Raw genomic sequence first — 22728 nt, 5'->3', positions numbered from 1 at the left:
CGCGGCTTTCCCGTGCCCGCGTGCCGCAGTTTCCAGCCGAGGCTCAAATCCGATGAACGTGTTCCAGGTGTTCGGTGATCGCGTGCGCTCGGCGCTCCGCGGCCTCGATCTCGGCCTTTCCGAGGCCGATCTGGCGCGCGTGACCGTCGAGCCGCCGCGCGATCCCTCCCACGGCGACGTCGCCACCAACGCCGCGATGGTGCTCTCCAAGGGCCTCGGCCTGAAGCCGCGCGAGCTCGCCGACCGTCTGGCCGCCGCGCTCGGCGCCGATGCGGACGTCGCCGCCGTCGAGGTCGCCGGCCCGGGCTTCATCAACCTGCGCCTCGCGCCTGCGTTCTGGAGCGGCGTCGTCGCCGCCGTGCTCGCCGATCCAGACGGTTTCGGCCGCTCGACCGCCGGCGGTCGCCGGCGCACCAACGTCGAATACGTCTCGGCCAACCCGACCGGCCCGATGCACGTCGGCCATTGCCGCGGCGCCGTGGTCGGCGACGCGCTCGCCAATCTGCTCGCCTTCGCCGGCCAGGACGTCGCCAAGGAATACTACATCAACGACGCCGGCGGTCAGGTCGACGTGCTCGCCCGCTCGGCCTTCCTGCGCTACCGCGAGGCGCTCGGCGAGACCGTCGAGATCCCCGACGGGCTCTATCCCGGCGACTATCTGGTGCCGGTCGGCGAGGCGCTGAAGCGCGACCACGGCGACCGCCTGCTCGCCATGGACGAGGCGGAGTGGCTGCCGATCGTCAAGCCGCTCGCCATCGCCATGATGATGGACATGATCCGTGGCGACCTCGAGGTGCTCGGCGTGCGCCACGAGGTGTTCTTTTCGGAGGCGACGCTGCACGACCGCAGCTTGAAGAACCGCTCCGAAATCGACGAGATGATTGCGGAATTCCGCGCCCGCGACCTCGTCTACGACGGCCGCCTGCCGCCGCCGAAGGGTCAGTTGCCCGAGGACTGGGAGGACCGTGAGCAGGTGCTGTTCCGCGCCTCGGCCTACGGCGACGACATCGACCGTCCACTCTGCAAGTCCGACGGCAGCTACACCTATTTCGCCGCCGACGTCGCCTACATGCGCTCGAAGTACCTGCGCGGCTTCCGGGAGATGATCTTCATCCTCGGCGCCGACCACGGCGGTTACGTCAAGCGGCTGGAGGCGGTCGGCAAGGCGATCTCGGGCGGCGAGGCCAAGGTGGTCGTGCGGCTCTGCCAGCTGGTCAAGCTGTTCCGGGCCGGCGAACCGGTGAAGATGTCGAAGCGCTCCGGCTCCTTCGTCACCCTGCGCGAGGTGGTCGAAGAGGTCGGCCGCGACGCCGTCCGCTTCATGATGCTGATGCGCAAGAACGACGCGCCGCTCGACTTCGATTTCGTCAAGGTCAAGGAACAGTCGAAGGACAACCCGGTCTTCTACGTCCAGTACGCCCACGCCCGCTGTGCCTCGGTGTTCCGGCAGGCGGCCGAGCAGGCGCCGGAGATCGCGGCGACGGACCTCGCTTCGGCCGACCTTTCCAAGCTCTCCGATTCGGGCGAACTCGCGCTCGTCAAGCGCATCGCCGAGTATCCGCGCGTGGTCGAGGCCGCCGCGGAAGCACACGAGCCGCATCGGATCGCGTTCTACCTGCACGACCTCGCGAGCGAGTTGCACGCCCATTGGAACCGGGGGAAGGAAAATCCCCACTTACGGTTCGTTAACCGTGATGATCCATCGTCCACTGGAGCCCGTCTCGCCCTCGTCCGGGCGGTGATGATTGTGCTGGCGTCGGGGCTCGCTATACTCGGCGTCGGCGCTCCGGACGAGATGCGGTGAACTGACGATCGATCGTCCTCGGCAGGCGGGGGCGGCGATCGTTCGGTCAGGCGGTGAACGGTGGCCGAGAGAGACTGACCGATGTTCAACAGTCGCCGCGTCCAGCGCGTCCAGGAACCCGAATTCGACGCCCTGCCGGAAACGCCTATCGACGAGTGGGTCAACGGCGACGATCCGATGGCGGAACTCGCCCGGCTCGTCGAACGGGATCTCGAGACCCGCTCCGGTCAGGCCCAGGCGGCGCTGGCGGCGGTGCCTTCGGACGGTCCTCGCCCGGGCGCCTACGACCCCTGGGACGATTCCGCCCTCGCGCCCCTGCCGGGTGACTTCGGCTACGACGAATCGGAGCCGCTCCAGGTCGAGGAGGGCGTGCTGCCCCCGCACGTCGCCGTCGAGGAGGAGGTCGCCGAGCGTCCGCGCCGGCCCTGGCTGCTGCTCGGGGCCGTCGCCGCGGTGGCGCTGATCGCCGGCGGTGTCGGCGCCTATTATCTCACGAGCGGCGGCGTCTCCGGCTTCGGCGAGCCGCAGCTGGTCCGCGCGCCCGAAGGTCCCTACAAGATCGTGCCCGAAAAGGGCGACGCCATCGACGAGCCGATCGAGGGCGAGGCGGTGTTCGACCAGGTGCAGGGCGTGCCCGCCAAGGGCAACGAGCGCCTCGTCACCCGCGAGGAGAGCGTGCCGAACCTGCCCGGCGTCAATCCGCAGGTCTCGCGCGTGATTCTGCCGGACGGCAAGGAGATCGCCGCGGACGCCCCCGACGCGCTGTCGCCGGCCGAGACCGGGCCGCGGCGCGTACGCACCGTGCTGGTCAAGCCGAACGGCGACATCATCGAGACCCCGGAGCGCCCGACCGCCGTCGCCGCGCCGGCCGCCCCGTCGTCCGACGGCATCGCCGCGCTCGCCGGCGGTACCGCGCCGCTGCCCGGCACCATCGTCCCGGCCGAGGACACCGCGTCCGCCGCCCCGACCGGCGAGGACGAGGGCTCGGCCGCCGGCCTGCCGCCGCTCGATGCGTCCGAGCAGACCTCCGAGCCCGCGATCGTCCCGCCGCCCGCCGTCGCCGTCGCGCCCGTGACGGTGGCGCCGGTAACGGTCGCGCCGACCGCCGAACCGCCGACCTCCGTCGAGGCCGTGCTGCCGCCCCCGCCCGAGGCGCCGAAGCCGCGGCCGGCCAAGCCCGCACCGGCGCCGGTCGCCCACGACGGCCCGCTCGACCTCGCCGCCACCGCCGCCGCGCCGGCGCCCGCCAGCCGGGCGGTCGCGCCGACGCAGGTCGCCGCGGTGGATCCGGCGGCGGCCCCCGTCGCCGCCGCACCTACCGCCTCCACCCCGGCGCCCGCCGGCGGCGCCTACGTCCAGGTGTCGTCGCAGCGCAGCGAGGCGGCGGCGCTCGCCGCCTTCGAGGCAATGCGGCGCAAGAACCCGGGCGTGCTCGGCGGCCTCTCGGCCGACGTCCAGCGCGCCGACCTCGGCGCCAAGGGCGTCTACTACCGGGTGCGCGTGCCGCAGCCGAGCAAGGAGCAGGCGGTGGCGCTGTGCCAGTCGCTGAAGTCCGCCGGCATCGACTGCCTGATCGCCCGCAAGTGATCGCAGGGTCCACCTGATCCAGGCGGCCCGGACCCGGACGAACCGGATCCGGGCCGCCGCCGTTTCGAAGCCCCGTGCCTACGGAAGCCCGTCCATGCCCCGCGCCTTCGTCACAGGTCTCTCCGGTGCGGTCCCGACCGCCGCCGAACGCGACTTCCTGCGCGCCGCCGATCCGTGGGGCCTGATCCTGTTCCGCCGCAACATCGAGGATCCCGAGCAGCTGACCCGTCTCGTCGCCGAGGTCCGCGACGTGCTCGGCCGGCGGGCGCCGGTGCTGATCGATCAGGAGGGCGGCCGGGTCCAGCGCATGGGCGCGCCGCACTGGCGCCGGTATCCCTCCGCCGCGCGTCTCGCGGCCGCCGCCGACCTCGTCGCCGACCCCGCGCTGGTGCGCGACGTCGCGCGGCTGATGGCCGGCGACCTCGCCGCCGTCGGCATCGACGTCGACTGCGCCCCCTGCCTCGACCTCGCCTCGCCCGGCACCACCCCGGCGATCGGCGACCGCTCCTTCGGCGGCGATCCCGCCCGCGTCGCCGCCTGCGGCCGGGCCGTCGCCGACGGCCTTCTCGCCGGCGGCGTGCTGCCGGTGATCAAGCACCTGCCCGGCCACGGCCGCGCCCGCGTCGACAGCCACCATGAACTGCCCGTCGTCCACGCCCCGGCCGGCGACCTGCTCGCCCTCGACTTCGCCCCCTTCGTCGCGCTGTCCGACCTGCCGGCGGCGATGACGGCACATCTCGTCTACACCGCCATCGATCCGGCCCGGCCGGCGACCCAGTCGCCGGTGGTGATCGGCGAGGTGATCCGCGGCCTGATCGGCTTCGACGGCCTCCTGTTCTCCGACGATCTCTCGATGAATGCGCTCGAGGGCGATCTCGGCGAGCGGGCCCGCCGGGCGCTCGCCGCCGGCTGCGACGTGGCCTTGCACTGCAACGGCGACATCGCCGAAATGGAAGCGGTCGCCGCCGCGGCGCCGGTGCTCGCCGGTCGGTCGGCTGCGCGGGCCGAGGCGGCGCTCGCCCGCATCGGTACGCCCGACGACGCCGACCTCGACGCGATCGCCGCCCGCATGACGGCGGCGCTCGCCGCCCACGACGCGGCGGCCGGCATCTGAACCCGCGCCTCGTCGGCGCGGGCACGACATCGACCGATCGGAGGGCCACCCGCGTGGCGGACGCCGAGACCACCGAGACGCCGACCGCCCGGGCGGACGCCGACGACTGGTCGGCGCCGCCGCGCAGCGAAGCGGCGTCCGCGGCCGAACCGTCGCTGGTGGTCGACGTCGACGGCTTCGAGGGTCCGCTCGACCTCCTGCTGACGCTCGCCCGCAATCAGAAGGTCGACCTCTCGAAGATTTCGATCCTGGCGCTCGCCGAGCAGTACATCGCCTTCGTCGAAGAGGCCCGGCAGCTGCGCCTCGAACTCGCCGCCGACTACCTCGTGATGGCGGCCTGGCTCGCCTACCTGAAATCGCGGCTCCTGCTGCCGGCCACCGACGACGGCGGCGACGAGCCGAGTGCCGAGGAGCTCGCCGAGGCGCTCGCCTTCCGCCTGCGCAGGCTGGAGGCGATGCGCGAGGCCGCCGCCCGTCTGGTCGGCCGCGACCGCCTCGGCCGCGACGTCTTTCCCCGCGGCGCGCCGGAGCCGGTGGCGGTCGACCGCGTCAACGTCTGGCAGGCCGGGCTCTACGACCTGCTCGAGGCCTATGCCACGCAGCGCCAACGCCAGATCGTCGGCCGCGTCCACGTCCGCCGCCGCGCGGTCTGGGCGCTGGCCGATGCCCGCGAGATCCTGGAGCGGCTGGTCGGCCGGCTCGCCGACTGGATGCCGATCGAGACTTTCCTCGCCCCGTACATGCCGACCGCCGAACTGCGCCCGACGGTGCGCGCCTCGGCCTTCTCGGCGAGCCTCGAACTGGTCCGCGAGGGCAAGCTCGAGATCCGCCAGTCCGGCGCCTTCTCGCCGCTGTTCATCCGGACCGCACGGCCGGACGAGCGCGGGTCCGGCGAACCGCCGGCCGGGGAGGGCGCGTCGTGACCGCGCCCGCCGACGAGCCGGAACTGCCGGGCCTGCCGCCGGAAGAGGATCCGGCCGCCGTCGAGGCGCGGATGGCGGGCCTGCGCGTCGTCGAGGCGATGCTGTTCGCCGCGCCGATGCCGCTGTCGGAGGCCGACCTCGCCGCCCGCCTGCCGAAGGGGACGCCGGTGCGCGCGCTGCTCGCCGACCTCGAGAGCCTCTACGCCGGCCGCGGCGTCAACCTCGTCCGCGTCGCCGGGCTGTGGATGTTCCGCACCGCGCCGGATCTCGGCCATCTCCTGCGCGAGGAGGCGGTCGAGCAGCGCAAGCTGTCGCGCGCGGCCCTCGAGACGCTGGCGATCGTCGCCTACCACCAGCCGGTCACCCGCGCCGAGATCGAGGAGATCCGCGGCGTCGCCACCGCCAAGGGCACGCTCGACGTGCTGCTCGAGACCGGCTGGGTGAGGATGCGCGGCCGCCGACGCACGCCCGGCCGGCCGATCACCTGGGGCACCACGGAAGCCTTCCTGGTGCATTTCGGGCTGGAGAGCGTCGGCGACCTGCCCGGGCTCGAGGAACTGCGTGGGGCCGGGCTGCTCGAGGGCACGATTCCGCCGGGATTCTCGGTTCCGGTGCCGCGGTCGGCCGACGAGCTCTCGGACGACGAGGATCCGCTCGACGCGCCCGACCTTCTCGACTATGCGAGGAACGACGGCGAGGAGGGCTGACGCTCCGCCGCGGCGGCCCGCCGCTTGCTTCGACCCCCGCGGACGGGTAGATCGCCGCCCACGCGACACAGGAAGGATGGCCGGTTTGTCGGGTTTCGGACCTCGCCCGCATCGCAACCCCGTCGGGACCGCCGCCGTGCGGCGGATGCCGTGAGCACGGTCGGCACCACGGCCGAGCGGCCGCGCTGGGGCCGGCGCGGCACCGCCGCCGCCACCATCGCCGCCCGGCTCTCGATCGAGTCCGTCTTGCACGACTACGACGGTGTCGCCTCGCTGCGCGGCGTGACGCTGGAGGCCCGGCCCGGGGAGATCGTCTGCCTGCTCGGACATTCCGGTTGCGGCAAGTCGACCCTGTTGCGCCTCGTCGCCGGACTCGAGCGGCCGACCTCCGGGCGCATCGTGATCGGCGACCTCGAGGTCGCCGGTCCCGCGCGCTTCGTGCCGCCGGAGCGCCGCGGCGTCGGGCTGATGTTCCAGGACTATGCGCTGTTCCCGCACATGTCGATCCTGGCCAACGTGATGTTCGGCCTGACCTCGCTCGACGGTCCGGCCGCCGAGCGCGCCGCCCGGGCCGCGCTCGGCCGGGTCGGCCTCGAGGACTACGCAGAGGATTATCCGCACGCCCTCTCCGGCGGCGAGCAGCAGCGCGTGGCGCTGGCGCGCGCGATCGTGCCGCGGCCGGCGGTGCTGCTGATGGACGAGCCCTTCTCCGGCCTCGACAAGCGCCTGCGCGACAGCGTGCGCGACGAGACCATGGCCGTGCTGCGCGAGACGCGCGCGACCGCCGTCGTCGTCACCCACGACCCGGAGGAGGCGATGCGGATGGCCGACCGGGTCGCGCTGATGCGCAAGGGCAGCCTCGTGCAGTTCGGCAGCCCGGCCGAACTCTACGGCAGCCCGGTCGACCTCACCGCCGCCCGGTTCTTTTCCGAACTCAACGAGTTCGACGGCACCGCCACGGGGGGGCGGGTCGAGACGCCGTTCGGCGCCTTCGACGCCGGCGCGGCGTCGGACGGTGCGGCCATGGTGGTGTGCATCCGCCATTCCGGCATCCTGCTCGCCGCGCCCGGATCGGGCGGCGTCGCCGGCCGCGTGGTGCGCAGCCGCTTCCTCGGCGAGGTCTGGCTCGCCGAGATCGCGGTCGACGGCCTCGACGCGCTGTTGCGCGCCCGCGTCCGCGACGCCTCGGCCTTTCCGCCGGGCACCGACGTCGCGGTCGACGTCGACCGGCGCGACGTGCTGGTGTTCCCGCGCTGAGGCGCCGGCGCGGTCGTCCTGCCCAAAGCGTGGGCAGCCGGGCCGGCGACTTCGCCGCGGCCGTTCGACGGACGCGCCTTCCGGATCACGCCGCGGCAAGTGGCGCCCATGAAAACGCCGCGTTGCCGTCGTAATGGGCGGGGAGGGCCGGCCGGGGTTTGTTGCGGCACGAAATCGAGTGTGCAAGAGTGCCGGCCGATCGAAGGATCCCGTGTGGGAGTTGGGTTTATGGGTTCGCTGAGCATCTGGCACTGGCTGATCGTCCTGGTGGTGGTCCTCCTCCTGTTCGGCCGCGGCAAGATCCCCGAGCTGATGGGTGATTTCGCCAAGGGCATCAAGAGCTTCAAGAAGGGCATGCAGGACGAGCCGACCGATACTGCCGCCGACTTCAAGTCGATCGAGCAGAAGGCCGACGCGCCCGTCGCCAAGTCCGAAGACATCCGCAAGGTCTGAGCCTTCGGATCCCTGTGACGAACGCGGCACGCGCGACGCCCCCGGGGCGCCGGCACGGAAGCCGCCGGGCGAGTCGACATGCTTGAAATCGGCTGGAGCGAGATCCTGGTGATCGCCGTCGTTGCGATCGTGGTGTTTCCGTCCAAGGATCTCCCGAAGCTCCTGAGGACGGTCGGGCAGACCGTGGGCCGCGTGCGGCGCATGGCCGGGGACTTCCAGTCGCAGTTCAACGCCGCGCTGCGCGAGGCGGAACGCGAGGTCGACCTCGAGGAGACGCGCAAGCAGATCCAGAGCGTCAAGGACGCCAACCCGCTGACCGACGTCAAGCGCGCGCTCGACCCGCTGCGCAACGCCGGCGACGAGATCCGCCGGAGCCTGACGTCGCCGCCGCCGGCCTCCGACCCGCGGCCGCCGGTCGGCGCCGTCGCGGTGCCGAACGAGCCGGTGAAGACCGGCACGGCCGGCGAGACGGCGGCGCCCGAGCCGTCCGCGATCGCCCCGTCCGAACCGGCCGTCGTCCCGTCCGAACCGGCACCGGCTCCCGTGGTCGCCGCCGCGCCGGTGTCGGCCGAGCCCGTGCCCGCCCCCGCCGCCCCCGGCGGCACGCCCTCCGAAGGAAGCGCCCGGTGACGACCAAGCGGGACGAGGACGAGATCGAAGCCTCCAAGGCTCCGCTCATCGAGCACATCCGCGAGCTCAGGACGCGGCTGATCAAGTCGCTGATCGCGCTGCTGATCTGCTTCCTCCTGTGCTTCTACTTCGCGCGGGACATCTTCAACATCCTGGTCTGGCCGTTCGAGCGGGCCGCCGGTGTCGACCAGCACGTCGAGCTGATCTACACTGCGCCGCAAGAATACTTCTTCACCCAGATCAAGCTGGCGCTGTTCGGCGCCTTCTTCATCGCCTTCCCGGTGATCGCGACGCAGATCTACATGTTCGTCGCGCCCGGCCTCTATCGCCACGAGCGGCAGGCCTTCCTGCCGTTCCTGGTGGCGACGCCGATCCTGTTCGTCATGGGCGCGATGCTGGTCTACTTCTTCGTCATGCCGGTGATGATGAAGTTCTTCCTCGGCATGCAGCAGGCCGGCGGCGACGGGCAAGCGGCGATCTCGTTGCTGCCGCGGGTGTCCGAGTATCTCGGCCTGATCATGACGATGATCTTCGCCTTCGGCATCACCTTCCAGCTGCCGGTGGTCCTGACGCTGCTCGCGCGCGTCGGCGTGATCACCGAGCAGACGCTGAAGGAGAAGCGGCGCTACGCCATCGTGCTCGCCTTCGTGGCGGCGGCGGTGCTGACCCCGCCCGACCCGATGTCCCAGATCCTGCTCGCGATCCCGACCCTGCTGCTCTACGAGGCCTCGATCATCGCCGTCAGGATCATGAACCGCCGCGACGCGGCCGCCAAGGCGGCCGAAGAGAGCGAGGCGGCGGAGAGCTGACGGACGCGCGCGTTCCGGCGCGCATCCGTATCGATCTTTGGCGACGGGTCGACGTCGCACCGCATCGTCACATCCGATGAGACTCCGGCCGCTAGGGTCCGGCCGGCGGGAGGGTGTTCGCTCTCGCCGACGGTCGGGGTCGCCCCTTCGTCGCCGGGCTTCGTTTCCGGCCACGACGGCGCGTGCCGGGAGCCCGACACGGCCACCGGACCCTTGCCGCCGCTTCCCGCCCGGTGAAAAATGCCATCGCGACCGCCCGCGTCCCGGTGGTCGCAACGAAGGTGCCGTCGATGCTCCGTTCCGCCGGTTTCGCCGAAATCGCGATCGTCGCACTTTGCGCCGTCCCGATCTGGTCTTGCGCTCCGGCCCTGGCCGCGGACGAGCCCGCGGAGGCCGAGGCCGAGGAGGGCTCCGGTTTCGACGTGACGGTGGAGACCACCTTCTACAGCGACTACATGGACAGCGGGCTCACCGAGTCCGACCACCATCCCTCGCTGGAGACGCGGATCACCGCGAGCTACGACCTGTTCTACGCCAGCGTCGAGGGCTACACGCTCGACTACGGCACGGACGATCCCTGGGCGTCGGTGACCTACACGCTCGGCGCGACGCCGAGCTTCGGCGACCTCTCTTTGGACGTCAGTCTCGCCCGCCGGATCAAGTACGACGACCCCTCGAGCGACCGCTGGCTGCCCTACGTCACCGGCACCTACACCTTCGACGAGCGTTTCCAGGCCTCGCTCGGCGCCGGCTACTACGCCCACGACGACGTCGACAGCGCCGACTTCGCCGAGATCTACGCTGCCGCGACCTATACCCACGAGAGCGGCGCCTTCGTCACGGGCGAGGTCTATTGGGAACCGCGCACCAACGACGACGGCGACGACTACTACGGCTTCTACGGCACCGTCGGCGTGCCCGTGCCGCGGGTGGAGGCGCTGACGGCGAACGCCGAGCTCGGCTACGAGTGGTACCAGAACGACCCGTCGATCGCGTCCTACATCTGGTGGGACGTCAACCTGGCCTATGCGTTCAACGACAACGTCTCTGTCGTCGTCGGCTACCAGGACAACGACCTGTCCGCCGCCGGCTGTTCGTCGCAGGCCTACACGGACTGCGACGGTGCGGTCTACGCCAAGCTGATGCTGAGCACCAAGCTGTCCGACTGGACGGCGCCGAAGCGCTGACGGGCGCGGTCGCTACGGTCTTGCGGACGGCGGCGGGCTTCTCTACGAAGTCCCCGACGATCGCGGCCCCGGTTCGGCGCGTCCCGCGACCCGGTGCCGGCCCCGTGCGCGAGGGATTTTCCGATGCTCGACATCAAGTGGATTCGCGACGAGCCCGAGGGGCTCCGCACCGCGCTGCTGCGCCGGGGACAGGACGAGGCCCAGGCGGCGGCGACCGTCGCCGACGTGCTCGCCCGCGACGACGCCCGCCGCGCCCATCTCGCCGCGCTGCACCAGATGCAGGAGCGCCGCAATGCCGCCTCCAAGGAGATCGGCAAGGCCAAGGGCGCCCGCGACGAGGCGCGCGCCGCCGAACTGATGGCCGAGGTCGCCCACCTCAAGGAAGACCTCCAGGCCGGCGAAGCCAAGGCCCGCGAGCTCGACGAGGCGCTGACCGCCGCGCTCGCCGTCATCCCGAACGTTCCGCTCGACGAGGTGCCCGACGGCCGCGACGAACGCGACAACGTCGTCTACCGCACCCACGGCGAGCCGCGCCGGATCGATTGGGCGAAGGAGCACTTCGACCTCGGCGAGGGGCTCGGCCTGATGGACTTCGAGCGCGCCGCCAAGCTGTCGGGCGCCCGTTTCACGGTGCTCAAGGGCGGCCTCGCCCGGCTCGAGCGCGCCCTCGGACAGTTCATGCTCGACCTCCACACCGGCGAGCACGGCTACACCGAGGTGATTCCGCCGCTGCTGGTGCGCGACGAGACCATGTACGGCACCGGCAACCTGCCGAAATTCGCCGAGGACCTGTTCCGGACCACCGACGGCCGCTGGCTGATTCCGACCGCCGAGGTGTCGCTGACCAACCTCGTGCGCGAGGAGATCCTCGACGACGGCGCCCTGCCGATCCGCATGACCGCGCTGACGCCCTGCTTCCGCTCGGAGGCCGGCTCGGCCGGCCGCGACACCCGCGGCATGCTGCGCCAGCACCAGTTCGACAAGGTCGAACTCGTCTCGATCACCGCTGCCGACAAGTCGATGGACGAGCACGAGCGCATGCTCTCCTCGGCCGAGGAAGTGCTGAAGCGGCTCGGCCTCGCCTACCGCGTCGTCACGCTCTGCACCGGCGACATGGGCTTCGCCTCGCGCAAGACCTACGACATCGAGGTCTGGCTGCCCGGGCAGAAGGCGTTCCGCGAGATCTCGTCCTGCTCGGTCTGCGGCGACTTCCAGGCCCGCCGCATGAACGCGCGCTATCGCCCCGCCGACGAGAAGTCGACGCGCTTCGTCCACACCCTCAACGGTTCGGGCGTCGCCGTCGGCCGCGCCCTGATCGCCGTCATGGAGACGTGGCAGAACGAGGACGGCTCGATCACCGTCCCCGACGCCCTGCGCGGCTACATGGGCGGCCTCGAGCGCATCGCGCGCTCCTGACCGGCGCGCCGATCCCGCCGCGACCGACGACATCCGTCCAGACCCGAGGTTCCCCCGATGCGCATCCTGATCACCAACGACGACGGCATCCACGCCCCCGGCCTCGTCGCGCTCGAGGCGATCGCGCGCGCGGTCGGGGACGAGGTCTGGGTCGTCGCGCCCGAGACCGACCAGTCCGGCCTCGCGCATTCGCTGACGCTGCACGACCCGATCCGCGTCCGCGACATCGACGAGCGCCGCTTCGCCGTGCGCGGCACGCCCACCGACTGCGTCATCATGGCCGTGCGCGAGTTGATGCCGAGCCCGCCGGACCTGGTGCTCTCCGGCGTCAACGCCGGTCTCAACATCGCCGACGACGTCACCTATTCCGGCACGATCGCCGCGGCGATCGAGGCGACCCTGCTCCGCATCCCCGCGATGGCGCTGAGCCAGGGCTACGACTACGCCGGCGGCGGCGACATCCCGTTCGCGACCGCCGAGGCGCACGCGCCCGGCCTCGTCCGCAAGCTGTTCGAGGCCGGCATTCCCGCGGGCACGCTGATGAACCTCAACTTCCCGGCCCGAGGGATCGAGGAGGTCGTCGGCGTCGAGGTCACCCGCCAGGGCACCTCGACCCACGGCCTCAAGGCCGAGGCCCGCATGGACAGCCGGCGCAAGCCCTACTACTGGCTCGCCTACGGCCGTGCCGACGAACCGGCGCAGCCGGGCACCGACGTCCACGCCGTCCAGGCCGGACGCATTGCGGTGACGCCGCTTCGGCTCGATCTCACCGACCACGCCGGTCTGGAACGCATCGCCGCGCTGCTCGGTTGATCGGACCTCGGACCGACGATCGGTTGACACGGCCTTAACTCCGGCCGGGCGATTGTCGGCAGGTGCGGGCGAACGCGCCCGCACCCGAGGTAGCGACGAGGATCAGCGCCGATTATGAAGGCGTTCGAGCGGGACAGGAACGACATGGCGGCGCTCGCCGCCCGCATCGCGGCGAACGGCATCGCGGACGAGAGGATCCTGGACGCGTTCCGCGAGGTCCCGCGGCGGATGTTCCTGTCGGCGCCCTACCAGTCCGGCGCCTACGGCGACACCGCCGTGCCGATCGAATGCGGTCAGATCATCGCGGCGCCGTCCACCATGGCCGCCATGCTCGCCGCCCTCGACCTCCGCCCCGAGCACAAGGTGCTCGAGGTCGGTTGCGGGTCGGGTTTCCAGGCGGCCATCCTCGCCCGCCTCGTCCGTCAGGTCGTGACGCTCGACCGCTTCCGCACCCTGGTCGAACTCGCCGAGGACCGCTTCGCGGCGATGAAGATCGGCAACGTCGTCGCCATGGTCGCCGACGGCCTGGAGGGCTTCACGCGCCACGCCCCCTACGACCGCATCCTGGTCGACGGCGCCGTCGCCAAGGTGCCCGGCGCGCTGATGGACCAGCTCTCCGATCGCGGCATCCTCGTCGCCCCGGTCGGGACCGGGCCGCATCAGACCGTGGTCCGCATCGTCCGCGACGGCCGCCTGTTCCACCGCACCGAGATCGGCCCCGCCCGCTTCGGCCCGCTGATCGAGGGCGTCGCCAGTCGGCTGTGAGCCGTCGGCCGCCCGGGGGCGAGGGCGCGCAGGTATGGTTCGCTCCTAGCCTCGACAGGCCGGTTTTCCGCGGAAATCGGCGTCCGCCCGCCGAGTCGGCACAGCCGTTTAAGTCTTTATCAACGTTACCCCGGTTTAAATGGCCTCACCGTCACGCGTAGCACGGCGAGAATCGAGAGCCATGCGTCATCCTGCGAAGATCCTGAAGGTCCGGTTCCTCGGACAAGCGGCCGCCCTGGCCGTTCTGGCCGGCTCCGCGGCCGGTTGCAGCTCCGATGTCACGCGGTTCGGATCCCTGTTCGAGCCGACCGACAACCAGAGCCAGATCATCACCGGCTCGGTGAACCCGGCCGAGCCCGCCGCGCTGCCGCCGGCGCCGGCCTACCAGACCCCCGCCGTCGCCTCGCAGCCGCTGCCGGCGCCTCCGGGCGCGGTGGCGACCAGCGCCCCCTACGTCCGTCCGACCGCCCCGCTGCAGGCCGCCGCGCCCGCGGTGCCGGCCGTTCCCGCGCCGACCGTTCCGGCCGCCCGCGCCGTCGCGCAGGTGCCGGGCTGGAGCGCCGCGGGCGGGACCTCGGTCACCGTCGCAGCCGGCGACAGCGTCCAGGGCCTGTCGCGTCGCTACGGCGTGCCGGAACAGGCGCTGCTCGCCTCCAACGGTCTCGCCAAGGGCTCGGCGCTGACGCCGGGCAGCCGCGTCGTCATCCCGGCCTACACCTTCGGCGCCAAGCCGACGGCCGGCGCCGGTCCGGTCGCGCCCGCCGCCGTTGCGCAGGCCCCCGCCGCCGTTCCCGCGGCCCCGGCCGCCGCGCCGGCCAAGGGCGCGGTCTACGAGGTGCAGCCCGGCGACAGCCTCGGCCGGATCGCCGCCAAGCACGGCATGAAGTCGAGCGAACTCGCCGCCTTCAACGGCTTCGACGCCTCGCAGCCGATCCGCATCGGTCAGAAGATCAAGATCCCCGGTGCCACCGCTGCGCCGACCCGTGTCGCGCTCGCCGACCAGCCCGGCGCGACCGCCAACGACGCCGCCCCGCTCGGCGTGATCCCGAAGCCCATGACGGCGCCGCGCCCGGTCGCCGCCGCCCCGGCGCCCGCGACCGTCGCCGTGCCGCCGACCGCCAAGGCGACGCCGGTCGCCCCCGCTCCGGCCGCGCCGGCGCAACAGCCGGTCCAGGTCGCCTCGATCGCGCCGCAGCCGGTCCGTCCGGCGCCGTCGACGCCCGCGCCGTCGGCCTCCTCGTCCGCGGTCGCGGACGCCGCCGCCAACGGCAGCTTCCGCTGGCCGGTGCGCGGCCGCGTCGTCAGCGGCTACGGCGTCAAGGCCAACGGCGAGCGCAACGACGGCATCAACATCGAGGTGCCCGAGGGCACGCCGATCAAGGCGGCCGAGGGCGGCGAGGTGATCTACGCCGGCAACGAGCTCAAGGGCTACGGCAACCTCGTGCTGATCAAGCACCCGAGCGGCTTCGTCTCGGCCTATGCCCACGCCAGCGAGATCCTGGTCCAGCGCGGCGACACCATCATGCGCGGCCAGACCGTCGCCAAGGTCGGCGCCACCGGCAACGTCTCGCGCCCGCAGCTCCACTTCGAACTGCGGCAGGGCAATCGCCCGGTCGACCCGCTGCCGTTCCTCAGCGGCTGAGCGGAGACCGATTCCCGACCAAACGGACGACGCCGCGGTGGCCCCCACCGCGGCGTCGCGCATTTCTGGCAGGGCCTCGAATCGGTCAGCCGATCCGCACGCCGGAGCGGCCGGCGAGGTCCTGGACGTATTGCCACGCGACACGGCCGGAGCGGGAGCCGCGGGTGGTCGACCATTCGAGCGCGTCGGCGCGCAGCGTCTCCGGGGCGATCGCGATACCGAGGGCGGCGACGTAGCCCTCGACCATGGCGAGATAGTCGTCCTGCGAACACTTGTGGAAGCCGATCCACAGGCCGAAGCGGTCGGACAGCGACACCTTTTCCTCGACCGCCTCGTGCGGATTGATCGCGGTCGAGCGCTCGTTCTCCATCATGTCGCGCGGCAGCAGGTGGCGGCGGTTCGAGGTGGCGTAGAACACCACGTTGTCCGGCCGGCCCTCGAGGCCGCCCTCCAGCACCGCCTTCAGCGACTTGTAGGAGGTGTCGTCGTGGTCGAACGACAGGTCGTCGCAGAACACGACGAATCGGAACGGCGCCGGGCGCACCAGCGCCATCAGTTCCGGCAGCGTCTCGATGTCCTCGCGATGGATCTCGACCAGCTTCAACGGCGCGAGGCCGTCGGCGCCGGTGCGGCGCACCACTTCGGCGTGGGCCGCCTTGACCAGCGACGACTTGCCCATGCCGCGCGCCCCCCAGAGCAGCACGTTGTTGGCCGGCAGGCCCCTGGCGAAACGCTCGGTGTTGTCGAGCAGCATGTCGCGCGCGCGGTCGACGCCCTTGAGGAGGGCGAGGTCGACCCGGTTGACCCGCGGCACCGGCGTCAGCGTCCGCGCCGCCGGTGTCCAGACGAAGGCGTCGGCGGCGGCGAAGTCGACCGCGGCCGACGCCGGCGGCGCCGAACGCTCCAGGATGGCGATCAGGCGGGCGAGATTCTGGTTCAGGATCGAGATCGGATCGTCGGACACGGGGCTCGGCTCGTCGGAAGGGGGCGCACCGCGCCACCCTTAGCCGTCGGCGGGGTCGAGGGCAAACCGCCGGCCCGCTCCGTTCAGGGTTCGGACGCCTCTTCGTAGTAGATGGACGCGAGACGCGACGGCTCGTCGAAGGCCGACTGCCGGGGCACCTTGCAGAAGACGAAGTAGTTGCCCTTGACGAGATTGCCGGCGGGCACCGGCAGCGCCAGGACCGTGCCCTGGGTGTTCGTTCCGGTGGTGCCCCGCGTCGCGCCGACGGCGATGACCCGGGCGAAGCGGTCGACGATGGCGACCCGGCAGGAGAAGTCGTTGGTTCCCGCGATGCCCGCGGTGTTGTCGATGACGGAAACCTCGACTTTCGCGAGGCGGGCGGCGGGATTGTCGCGCGGCAGCGTGCAGGCGACTTCGATCCCGACCGTGGTGAAATTCTCGAGCTCGCCACGGTCGCCGGGCGACATGCTCCCGGTCTTGAAGCAGTCGGCGGCGGCGATCGTCTTGCCGTCGGCGGCAAGGGCGGTTCCCGCGGCGAGAGCGGCGAGGGCGAAGGCAAGGCTGGCGGCGGCGATCCTCATGGCGATGGTTCCCCCTTGGGTTCCGGGTGCGGCGTGGCGGCCTCCCGGCCGCTCCGACGCGTCGACGAGGTGCATTTCGCCACGTTCCGATCGGCGGCGCTGTCACCGCGGTGACGCCCCGGCGGCACCTGGAACGGTCGCCGCGCGGAGCCTGACGCCATGTTGCTTTCCGGCGCCGGGCGGCTATAGTCCGCGCGCTTTTCGCGGGCGGCGGGCGGGTTTTCCCGCCGGTCCGCCGGCCCGCCGAGGATCATTCGAGGAGAAGGCGATGTTCGTGACACCCGCGTTCGCGCAAACCGCGACGGGCGATGCCATGGGGGCCTCCGGGTTCCTGATCCAGATCGTGCCCTTCGTCCTGATCTTCGTGATCATGTACTTCCTGCTGATCCGCCCGCAGCAGCGCCGCGCCAGCGAGCACAAGGAGATGATCAAGAATCTCCGCCGCGGCGACACCGTGGTGATGAGCGGCGGTCTGATCGGCAAGATCGTCAAGGTCGTCGACGACGGCGAGCTCGTGCTCGACGTCGGCGAGGGCGGCGGCAAGATGCAGGTGCGCGTCGCGCGTGGCATGGTCCAGGACCTGCGCACCAAGGGCGAGCCGGTCAAGGACGCCGGCTGACGCCGCCCGGCGCGGCCCCGGTGGCCGCGCCGTCGCACGAGGAGGGGCGCGGCCGCCGGGCCGCGCCGCCACGCACGGGGACGCGGACGGGACGGTCCGCAGCACAGGCAGTCGCGACGATGCTCTACTTCTCCCGCTGGAAGGTCACGGCCATCCTGCTCACCATCGTGGTGGGCCTGCTCGTGCTCGTCCCGAACTTCCTGACCGCCGACCAACTCCAGAAGAACTGGCCGAACTGGCTGCCGGGCAGACAGATCGTGCTCGGCCTCGACCTCCAGGGCGGCGTCTATCTGCTCTACGAGGTCGACACCGCCGACTATCAGGCCAAGCGCCTCAAGGGCCTCGAGAACGACGTCCGCATCGCCATGCGCCAGGATCCGCGCATCGGCTACACCGGGCTGACCGTCTCCAACGGGGCAGTGCAACTCCGCGTGCGCGACGCCGACAAGTTCGCCGAGGCGAAGAAGCGGCTCGACGGCCTTGTCAACCCGCTCTCCAACGCCCTGCTCGGCGGCACCGCGGTGTCGGAGTTCCAGGTCGAGGACGCCGGGGAGGGGCTCTACAGGATGTCCTTCACCGAGGAAGGGCTGTCGCAGCGCCTCGGCAAGGTGGTCGACCAGTCGATCGAGGTGATCCGTCGCCGCGTCGACGAACTCGGCACCACCGAGCCGTCGATCCAGCGCCAGAGCATCTCGCGCATCCTGGTCGAAGCGCCGGGCGAAAAGGATCCGGCCCGCCTCAAGGACATCATCGGCCGTACCGCGCAGCTGACCTTCCACCTCGTCGACGTCAACGCCAACCTCGAGGACGCCGTGAAGGGCGTGCTGCCGCCCGGCACGATGCTCCTCAACTCGCGCGACACCCCGCCGCGGCCCTACGTGGTCGAGGAGGCGCCGCTCCTCACCGGCGAGGATTTGACCGACGCCCAGGAGGCGTTCCAGTCGCAGACCAACGAACCGGTGGTTTCGTTCCGCCTCTCGACCGGCGGGTCGCGCAAGTTCGCCCAGGTCACCACCGAGAACGTCAACCGGCCCTTCGCCATCGTCCTCGACGACGAGGTGATCTCGGCGCCGGTGATCCGCGAGCCGATCACCCAGGGCTCCGGCCAGATCTCCGGCAACTTCACCGTCGAGAGCGCCAACGACCTCGCGGTGCTCTTGCGCGCCGGCGCGCTGCCGGCCCGGCTCGGCGTCGTCGAGGAGCGCACGGTCGGCCCCGGCCTCGGTGCCGACTCGATCGCCGCCGGCCAGCGCGCCGCGGTGATCGGCGTCGTCGGCGTGGTGGTCTTCATGCTGGCGTCCTACGGCCTGTTCGGCCTGTTCGCCAACGTGGCGCTGATGGTCAACATCGTGCTGATCTTCGCCGTGCTGACGCTCCTGCAAGCGACGCTGACGTTGCCCGGCATCGCCGGCATCGTGCTGACCATGGGCATGGCGGTCGACTCCAACGTGCTGATCTACGAGCGCATCCGCGAGGAGCAGCGGCTCGGCCGGTCGGCGATCACGGCAATCGACACCGGCTTCCAGCGTGCCTTCGGCACCATCGTCGACGCCAACATCACCACGCTGATCGCGGCGGGCGTGCTGTTCCAGCTCGGCTCGGGCCCGGTGCGCGGCTTCGCGGTGACGCTGACGGTCGGCATCCTCACCACCATGTTCACGGCGATCACCTTCACCCGTCTCGTCATCGCGGTCTGGGTGCGCCGCACCCGCCCGACGGCGGTGCCGCTCTGACATCCGGGGACCACGACACCACGATGCGCCACCTCCGCCTGTTCCCCGACGACACCGCCATCCCGTTCATGCGGTGGCGCAAGTTCAGCTTCCTGTTCTCCGGCATCCTGTCGGTGCTGTGCTTCGTCGCCTACTTCACCTTCGGCATGAACACCGGCATCGATTTCCAGGGTGGCACGCTCATGGAGATCCAGACCAAGGCCGGCCCCGCCGACCTCGGCGACATCCGCCAGAAGATGAACGGCCTCGGCCTCGGCGAGGTGCAGGTGCAGTCCTTCGGCGCGCCGGAGAACGTGCTGCTGCGCATCGTCCGCCAACCCGGCGGCGACGCCGAACAGGTCGCGGTGGTCGGCAAGGTGCAGGCGGTGTTCGGCGATACCGTCGAGTATCGCCGCACCGAAGTGGTCGGTCCGCGCGTCTCCGGCGAACTGGCGCAGAACGGCATCATCGGCGTGCTGCTCGCGCTCGCCGGCATCATGGTCTACGTCTGGTTCCGCTTCGAGTGGCAGTACTCGCTCGGCGCCGTGATCGCCACGCTGCACGACATCGTGCTGACGATCGGCCTGTTCGCCGTGCTGCAGCTCGAGTTCAACCTGTCGTCGATCGCCGCGATCCTGACGATCATCGGCTATTCGCTGAACGACACCGTCGTCGTCTACGACCGAATCCGCGAGATGCGACGCAAGTACAAGCGCATGCCGCTGCCGGCGATGCTCGACCTCGCGATCAACCAGACGCTGACGCGCACCACCAACACCGCGCTCACCACCTTGATCGCGCTGCTGGCGCTCTATGTGTTCGGGGGCGAGGTGATCCGGTCGTTCACCTTCGCGATGCTGTTCGGCGTGATCGTCGGCACCTACTCGTCGATCTTCATCGCCGCGCCGGTGCTGATCTTCCTCGACCCGCAGCTCGCCGGCGACAAGTCGGAGGACGAGGGCGAAGAGGCCAAGGCGGCGCCCGCCAAGGCCTGACGGCGGCGGGGCCGCGCGGATAGCGCCGTCCCTATCGCCCCGGCGCCCTTGGAAGGACGAGCCCGATGAAGCTGATGGAACCCCGCGGGCCGCGCCGCATCGAACCGCGCGACCGCCATTTCCCCGATCAGGTGCCGATCGACGCCTACGGCAACGGCGGTTTCCGATTCGCCGGCCTGTCGCACCGCGGCTCGCTGCTGGTGCTGCCTTCGGGCGTGCACGGCTGGGATCCGGCCGCGCCCGCGGCGATCGACACGGCGTCGCTGGCGCCGGTCGTCGATCAGGCCGACGCGATCGACACGCTGCTGGTCGGCACCGGCCGCGACCTGGTTCCGCTGCCGGCCGACGTCAGGGCGGCCCTGCGCGAGGCCGGCATCGGTGTCGACGTGATGTTGACCGGGGCGGCGATCCGCATCTTCAACATCGTGCTCGGCGAGCGCCGCAAGGTCGCCGCCGCGCTGATCGCGGTGGACTGATGGCCTCCGAGCGGACGGACGCCGCCTATGCGGCCGCCGAGGCGTCGGTGCGGTCGGGCGATCGCGACCGCTGGCTCGCCGACCTGTTCCTGCCGGCGGAGTCGCGAAGGCACGTGTTCGCGCTCCACGCCTTCTCGCTGGAGATCGCGCGCGTCCGCGACGTCGTGCGCGAGCCGATGCCGGGCGAAATCCGGCTGCAGTGGTGGGTCGACGCGCTGGAGGGCGCCGGCCACGGCGCCGTCGAATCGCACCCGATCGCGGCGGCGCTCATCGACACCGTCGACCGCTTCCGTCTGCCGCGACGCTCGCTGGCGAATCTCGTCGAGGCCCGCCGCTTCGACCTCTACGACGACGCCATGCCCTCGCTCGGCGACCTCGAAGGCTATACCGGCGAGACTGCGTCGGTGCTGTTCCTGCACGCCGCCACCGTCCTCTGCGCCGGCGAGGACGCCGGGGCCGCCGACGCCGCCGGGCACGCCGGCGTCGCCTACGCGATCACCGGCCTGATGCGGGCGCTGCCGCTGCACGCGCGCCGCAACCAGGTGTACCTGCCGGAGGACGTCCTGCGCCGCCACGGCGCCTCGGCCGACGACGTCAGGGCGATGCGCGACGGCCCGGCCTTGCGCGGTGCGCTCGGCGAGATGCGCGAGCACGCCCGCCACCATCTCGCCCGCGCGGTCGGCGCGCTCTGCGCGATCGATCCGCGGGCGCGGCCGGCCTTCGTCGGGCTCGGTCTGGTCGAGCCCTGGCTGAGGGCGCTCGAGAAGGCCGCCCCCTTCGGCGCGCCGGCCGACGTCTCCGGCTGGCGGAAGCCCGTGGCGCTCTGGCGATTCTCCCGCCGCATCGCGCGCTGAGGGCATTCGCTCGCGCGGATCACCCGGCGCGGAGCCGCCGGAGCCCTCGTCGACGGCGGCAGTGGCACATTCGTCTCCGAGCAGGCGTGCAGAATGCGCGGTCCGGGCGTATCCTCCCGTGGGGGACATCCGGTCGGAGATCGACCCATGGCTCGACGCATGTGCCGAAACACCGCCATCGTCGCGGGTATCCTCGCGCTTCTCCTCCCGGTCGCCGCAAGCCCGGCGACCGCGGCGACCTACCGGACCATCCATCAGTTCCGCGACGAAGCGTCGGGATCGCATCCGGTCGTCGAAGTCGTCCGGGCCGCCGACGGCATGCTCTACGGCACGACCCGGGGCGGCGGCGCCAAGGGCTTCGGCACCGTGTTCCGTCTCGCGCCGCCGCAGACTGCGAACGGTGCCTACCGGTACACCCTGCTCCACGTCTTCGCCGGTGGGCGGGACGGGACGAATCCGCTCTCCGGACTGGTCGAAGGCCCGGGCGGCTCGCTGTTCGGCACCACCGAATCGGGCGGAGGCGGCAGCTGTTCGGGTGGTTGCGGCACGATCTTCGAACTGGCGCCGAAGGCGGGCGGCGGCTTCGTCTACCGGGTGGTCAGCCGGTTCGACACGGCGACCGCCGGCGCGCGCGCGTCCGGCAGCCTCGCCGTCCGCGCGGGGCGGATCTACGGGACCACCAGTGCCGGCGGGCGGTTCACCGGCGGCACGGTCTGGGAACTCCGCCGGGTCGGCGCGGGGTGGTCGCGGACGATCCTGCACGCGTTCCGCGGCGGGCGGAACGACGGGCTCTACCCCCGTTCAGGCGTGGTGTTCGGTCCGGACGGGGCGCTCTACGGCACCACCGAGGCCGGCGGCAGCGAGACGGGCGGACGCGGCACCGTCTTCCGCCTCGCGCTCGCGTCGGGCGGCGTCGGGCCCACGACGACGATCCTCCATCGCTTCGCCGACGACGGCAACGGGACCGGCCCGATCGCACCGGTGACGCTCGATGCCAAGGGAACGGTCTACGGCACCACGCCCTACGGCGGAACCGGCACCTGCTTCATGCGATGCGGCACCGTCTTCCGGCTCGCCAAGTCGGGCGGGATCTGGAAGGCGACCGTCATCCATCGCTTCGACGGGCAGGTGGGTGGCGCCTTTCCGCGCGGTGCCCTGGTGTTCGACGGTGCGGGCCGCCTCTACGGAACCGCATCCACCGCCGGCGCCCGCGGCTCGTTCGGCACGCTCTTCCGGCTCGATCCACCGGCGGCGGCCGGCGGATCCTGGCAGCGACGGATCCTGCACACCTTCGCCGGTCCGCCGGGCGATGGCGCCACGCCGTTCGGCGGCCTGACGCGCTCGGGCGGGGCGTTCTGGGGCACAACCCGCGACGGCGGCGGGGAAGGCCTCGGAACGGTTTTCAGCGCCACGCCGTGAG

At 71.6% G+C, this 22728-nt stretch carries 22 protein-coding genes; 20 read left to right on the top strand and 2 right to left on the bottom strand.

Annotated features, from left to right (window positions below; all coding sequences use genetic code 11):
* The first annotated feature begins 52 nt into the window (after positions 1 to 52).
* The 14 genes from argS to EDD54_RS04420 all read left to right on the top strand — a co-directional run bounded on the left by argS (position 53) and on the right by EDD54_RS04420 (position 15107).
* Positions 53 to 1804, top strand: a complete 1752-nt coding sequence (gene argS / locus EDD54_RS04485) for an arginine--tRNA ligase (RefSeq protein ID WP_126536191.1) — start codon at positions 53 to 55, stop codon at positions 1802 to 1804.
* 81 nt (positions 1805 to 1885) lie between these two features.
* Positions 1886 to 3391, top strand: a complete 1506-nt coding sequence (locus EDD54_RS04480; RefSeq protein ID WP_126536193.1) for an SPOR domain-containing protein — start codon at positions 1886 to 1888, stop codon at positions 3389 to 3391.
* 94 nt (positions 3392 to 3485) lie between these two features.
* Positions 3486 to 4505: a beta-N-acetylhexosaminidase gene (nagZ, locus tag EDD54_RS04475; RefSeq protein ID WP_126536195.1), complete on the top strand. Its 1020-nt coding sequence runs from the start codon at positions 3486 to 3488 to the stop codon at positions 4503 to 4505.
* Positions 4506 to 4558: 53 nt separating this feature from the next.
* Positions 4559 to 5428: a segregation and condensation protein A gene (locus tag EDD54_RS04470; protein WP_126536197.1), complete on the top strand. Its 870-nt coding sequence runs from the start codon at positions 4559 to 4561 to the stop codon at positions 5426 to 5428.
* Positions 5429 to 5499: 71 nt separating this feature from the next.
* Positions 5500 to 6135, top strand: a complete 636-nt coding sequence (scpB, locus tag EDD54_RS04465) for an SMC-Scp complex subunit ScpB (protein WP_126541701.1) — start codon at positions 5500 to 5502, stop codon at positions 6133 to 6135.
* Between the two features lie 150 nt (positions 6136 to 6285).
* Entirely contained in the window at positions 6286 to 7392 is a 1107-nt protein-coding gene (locus EDD54_RS04460) for an ABC transporter ATP-binding protein (RefSeq protein WP_126536199.1), read from the top strand.
* Positions 7393 to 7620: 228 nt separating this feature from the next.
* Complete coding sequence (locus tag EDD54_RS04455) at positions 7621 to 7845, top strand: twin-arginine translocase TatA/TatE family subunit (protein WP_126536201.1); 225 nt, start codon at positions 7621 to 7623, stop codon at positions 7843 to 7845.
* A gap of 78 nt (positions 7846 to 7923) precedes the next feature.
* The gene (tatB, locus tag EDD54_RS04450) at positions 7924 to 8475 is read left to right on the top strand and encodes a Sec-independent protein translocase protein TatB (RefSeq protein WP_126536203.1); all 552 of its coding nucleotides are present in this window, start codon (positions 7924 to 7926) and stop codon (positions 8473 to 8475) included.
* On the top strand, positions 8472 to 9284 hold the full coding sequence (tatC, locus tag EDD54_RS04445) for a twin-arginine translocase subunit TatC (RefSeq protein WP_126536204.1): 813 nt from the start codon (positions 8472 to 8474) through the stop codon (positions 9282 to 9284). The genes tatB and tatC overlap by 4 nt, the downstream gene beginning before the upstream one ends.
* A 290-nt stretch (positions 9285 to 9574) precedes the next feature.
* Positions 9575 to 10471 carry a TorF family putative porin gene (locus EDD54_RS04440; RefSeq protein WP_126536206.1) on the top strand — a complete coding sequence of 299 codons (897 nt, stop codon included), beginning with the start codon at positions 9575 to 9577 and terminating at the stop codon, positions 10469 to 10471.
* A 123-nt stretch (positions 10472 to 10594) separates the two neighbouring features.
* The gene (serS, locus tag EDD54_RS04435) at positions 10595 to 11887 is read left to right on the top strand and encodes a serine--tRNA ligase (RefSeq protein ID WP_126536208.1); all 1293 of its coding nucleotides are present in this window, start codon (positions 10595 to 10597) and stop codon (positions 11885 to 11887) included.
* A gap of 57 nt (positions 11888 to 11944) precedes the next feature.
* Positions 11945 to 12700: a 5'/3'-nucleotidase SurE gene (gene surE / locus EDD54_RS04430; RefSeq protein ID WP_126536210.1), complete on the top strand. Its 756-nt coding sequence runs from the start codon at positions 11945 to 11947 to the stop codon at positions 12698 to 12700.
* Positions 12701 to 12814: 114 nt separating this feature from the next.
* Entirely contained in the window at positions 12815 to 13465 is a 651-nt protein-coding gene (locus EDD54_RS04425) for a protein-L-isoaspartate(D-aspartate) O-methyltransferase (RefSeq protein ID WP_126536212.1), read from the top strand.
* 181 nt (positions 13466 to 13646) lie between these two features.
* Complete coding sequence (locus EDD54_RS04420; RefSeq protein ID WP_126536214.1) at positions 13647 to 15107, top strand: LysM peptidoglycan-binding domain-containing M23 family metallopeptidase; 1461 nt, start codon at positions 13647 to 13649, stop codon at positions 15105 to 15107.
* 85 nt (positions 15108 to 15192) lie between these two features.
* Here EDD54_RS04420 and EDD54_RS04415 read toward each other — a convergent pair whose 3' ends face one another.
* Together EDD54_RS04415 and EDD54_RS04410 are read right to left on the bottom strand one after the other, a co-directional pair.
* Positions 15193 to 16071 (bottom strand): ATP-binding protein, encoded by an 879-nt coding sequence (locus EDD54_RS04415; RefSeq protein ID WP_126536216.1) that lies wholly within the window; start codon positions 16069 to 16071, stop codon positions 15193 to 15195.
* 83 nt (positions 16072 to 16154) lie between these two features.
* Entirely contained in the window at positions 16155 to 16652 is a 498-nt protein-coding gene (locus EDD54_RS04410; RefSeq protein WP_126536218.1) for a hypothetical protein, read from the bottom strand.
* A 268-nt stretch (positions 16653 to 16920) separates the two neighbouring features.
* On the opposite strand from EDD54_RS04410, the gene yajC reads away from it, so the two are divergent.
* The 6 genes from yajC (at position 16921) to EDD54_RS04380 (ending at position 22727) form a co-directional block, all read left to right on the top strand.
* On the top strand, positions 16921 to 17271 hold the full coding sequence (gene yajC, locus EDD54_RS04405; protein ID WP_126536220.1) for a preprotein translocase subunit YajC: 351 nt from the start codon (positions 16921 to 16923) through the stop codon (positions 17269 to 17271).
* Between the two features lie 119 nt (positions 17272 to 17390).
* The gene (secD, locus tag EDD54_RS04400; RefSeq protein WP_126536222.1) at positions 17391 to 19004 is read left to right on the top strand and encodes a protein translocase subunit SecD; all 1614 of its coding nucleotides are present in this window, start codon (positions 17391 to 17393) and stop codon (positions 19002 to 19004) included.
* A gap of 23 nt (positions 19005 to 19027) precedes the next feature.
* The gene (gene secF / locus EDD54_RS04395) at positions 19028 to 19978 is read left to right on the top strand and encodes a protein translocase subunit SecF (protein ID WP_126536224.1); all 951 of its coding nucleotides are present in this window, start codon (positions 19028 to 19030) and stop codon (positions 19976 to 19978) included.
* A 74-nt stretch (positions 19979 to 20052) separates the two neighbouring features.
* Positions 20053 to 20454, top strand: coding sequence for an Mth938-like domain-containing protein (locus tag EDD54_RS04390; RefSeq protein ID WP_126541702.1), 402 nt, complete (start codon positions 20053 to 20055; stop codon positions 20452 to 20454).
* Positions 20454 to 21308, top strand: a complete 855-nt coding sequence (locus EDD54_RS04385) for a phytoene/squalene synthase family protein (protein WP_126536226.1) — start codon at positions 20454 to 20456, stop codon at positions 21306 to 21308. The genes EDD54_RS04390 and EDD54_RS04385 overlap by 1 nt, the downstream gene beginning before the upstream one ends.
* Positions 21309 to 21455: 147 nt before the next feature.
* A complete protein-coding gene (locus tag EDD54_RS04380; protein ID WP_126536228.1) occupies positions 21456 to 22727 on the top strand; it encodes a choice-of-anchor tandem repeat GloVer-containing protein in 1272 nt (423 codons plus the stop codon).
* Position 22728: the final 1 nt, after the last annotated feature.

Origin of the sequence: Oharaeibacter diazotrophicus, from assembly GCF_004362745.1 — a bacterium.
Lineage (GTDB): Bacteria > Pseudomonadota > Alphaproteobacteria > Rhizobiales > Pleomorphomonadaceae > Oharaeibacter > Oharaeibacter diazotrophicus.
The sequence above is the reverse complement of the archived record's forward strand: the minus strand, read 5'-3'. Positions and strand labels throughout refer to the sequence as shown.

Excerpts from the sequence above, each read along its gene's own strand:
- argS (WP_126536191.1), top strand. The coding sequence starts at position 53 with ATGAACGTGTTCCAGGTGTTCGGTGATCGCGTGCGCTCGGCGCTCCGC.
- EDD54_RS04480 (WP_126536193.1), top strand. The coding sequence starts at position 1,886 with ATGTTCAACAGTCGCCGCGTCCAGCGCGTCCAGGAACCCGAATTCGAC.
- nagZ (WP_126536195.1), top strand. The coding sequence starts at position 3,486 with ATGCCCCGCGCCTTCGTCACAGGTCTCTCCGGTGCGGTCCCGACCGCC.
- scpB (WP_126541701.1), top strand. The coding sequence starts at position 5,500 with ATGGCGGGCCTGCGCGTCGTCGAGGCGATGCTGTTCGCCGCGCCGATG.
- EDD54_RS04455 (WP_126536201.1), top strand. The coding sequence starts at position 7,621 with ATGGGTTCGCTGAGCATCTGGCACTGGCTGATCGTCCTGGTGGTGGTC.
- tatB (WP_126536203.1), top strand. The coding sequence starts at position 7,924 with ATGCTTGAAATCGGCTGGAGCGAGATCCTGGTGATCGCCGTCGTTGCG.
- EDD54_RS04440 (WP_126536206.1), top strand. The coding sequence starts at position 9,575 with ATGCTCCGTTCCGCCGGTTTCGCCGAAATCGCGATCGTCGCACTTTGC.
- serS (WP_126536208.1), top strand. The coding sequence starts at position 10,595 with ATGCTCGACATCAAGTGGATTCGCGACGAGCCCGAGGGGCTCCGCACC.
- surE (WP_126536210.1), top strand. The coding sequence starts at position 11,945 with ATGCGCATCCTGATCACCAACGACGACGGCATCCACGCCCCCGGCCTC.
- EDD54_RS04425 (WP_126536212.1), top strand. The coding sequence starts at position 12,815 with ATGAAGGCGTTCGAGCGGGACAGGAACGACATGGCGGCGCTCGCCGCC.
- EDD54_RS04420 (WP_126536214.1), top strand. The coding sequence starts at position 13,647 with ATGCGTCATCCTGCGAAGATCCTGAAGGTCCGGTTCCTCGGACAAGCG.
- EDD54_RS04410 (WP_126536218.1), bottom strand. The coding sequence starts at position 16,652 with ATGAGGATCGCCGCCGCCAGCCTTGCCTTCGCCCTCGCCGCTCTCGCC.
- yajC (WP_126536220.1), top strand. The coding sequence starts at position 16,921 with ATGTTCGTGACACCCGCGTTCGCGCAAACCGCGACGGGCGATGCCATG.
- secD (WP_126536222.1), top strand. The coding sequence starts at position 17,391 with ATGCTCTACTTCTCCCGCTGGAAGGTCACGGCCATCCTGCTCACCATC.
- secF (WP_126536224.1), top strand. The coding sequence starts at position 19,028 with ATGCGCCACCTCCGCCTGTTCCCCGACGACACCGCCATCCCGTTCATG.
- EDD54_RS04390 (WP_126541702.1), top strand. The coding sequence starts at position 20,053 with ATGGAACCCCGCGGGCCGCGCCGCATCGAACCGCGCGACCGCCATTTC.
- EDD54_RS04385 (WP_126536226.1), top strand. The coding sequence starts at position 20,454 with ATGGCCTCCGAGCGGACGGACGCCGCCTATGCGGCCGCCGAGGCGTCG.
- EDD54_RS04380 (WP_126536228.1), top strand. The coding sequence starts at position 21,456 with ATGGCTCGACGCATGTGCCGAAACACCGCCATCGTCGCGGGTATCCTC.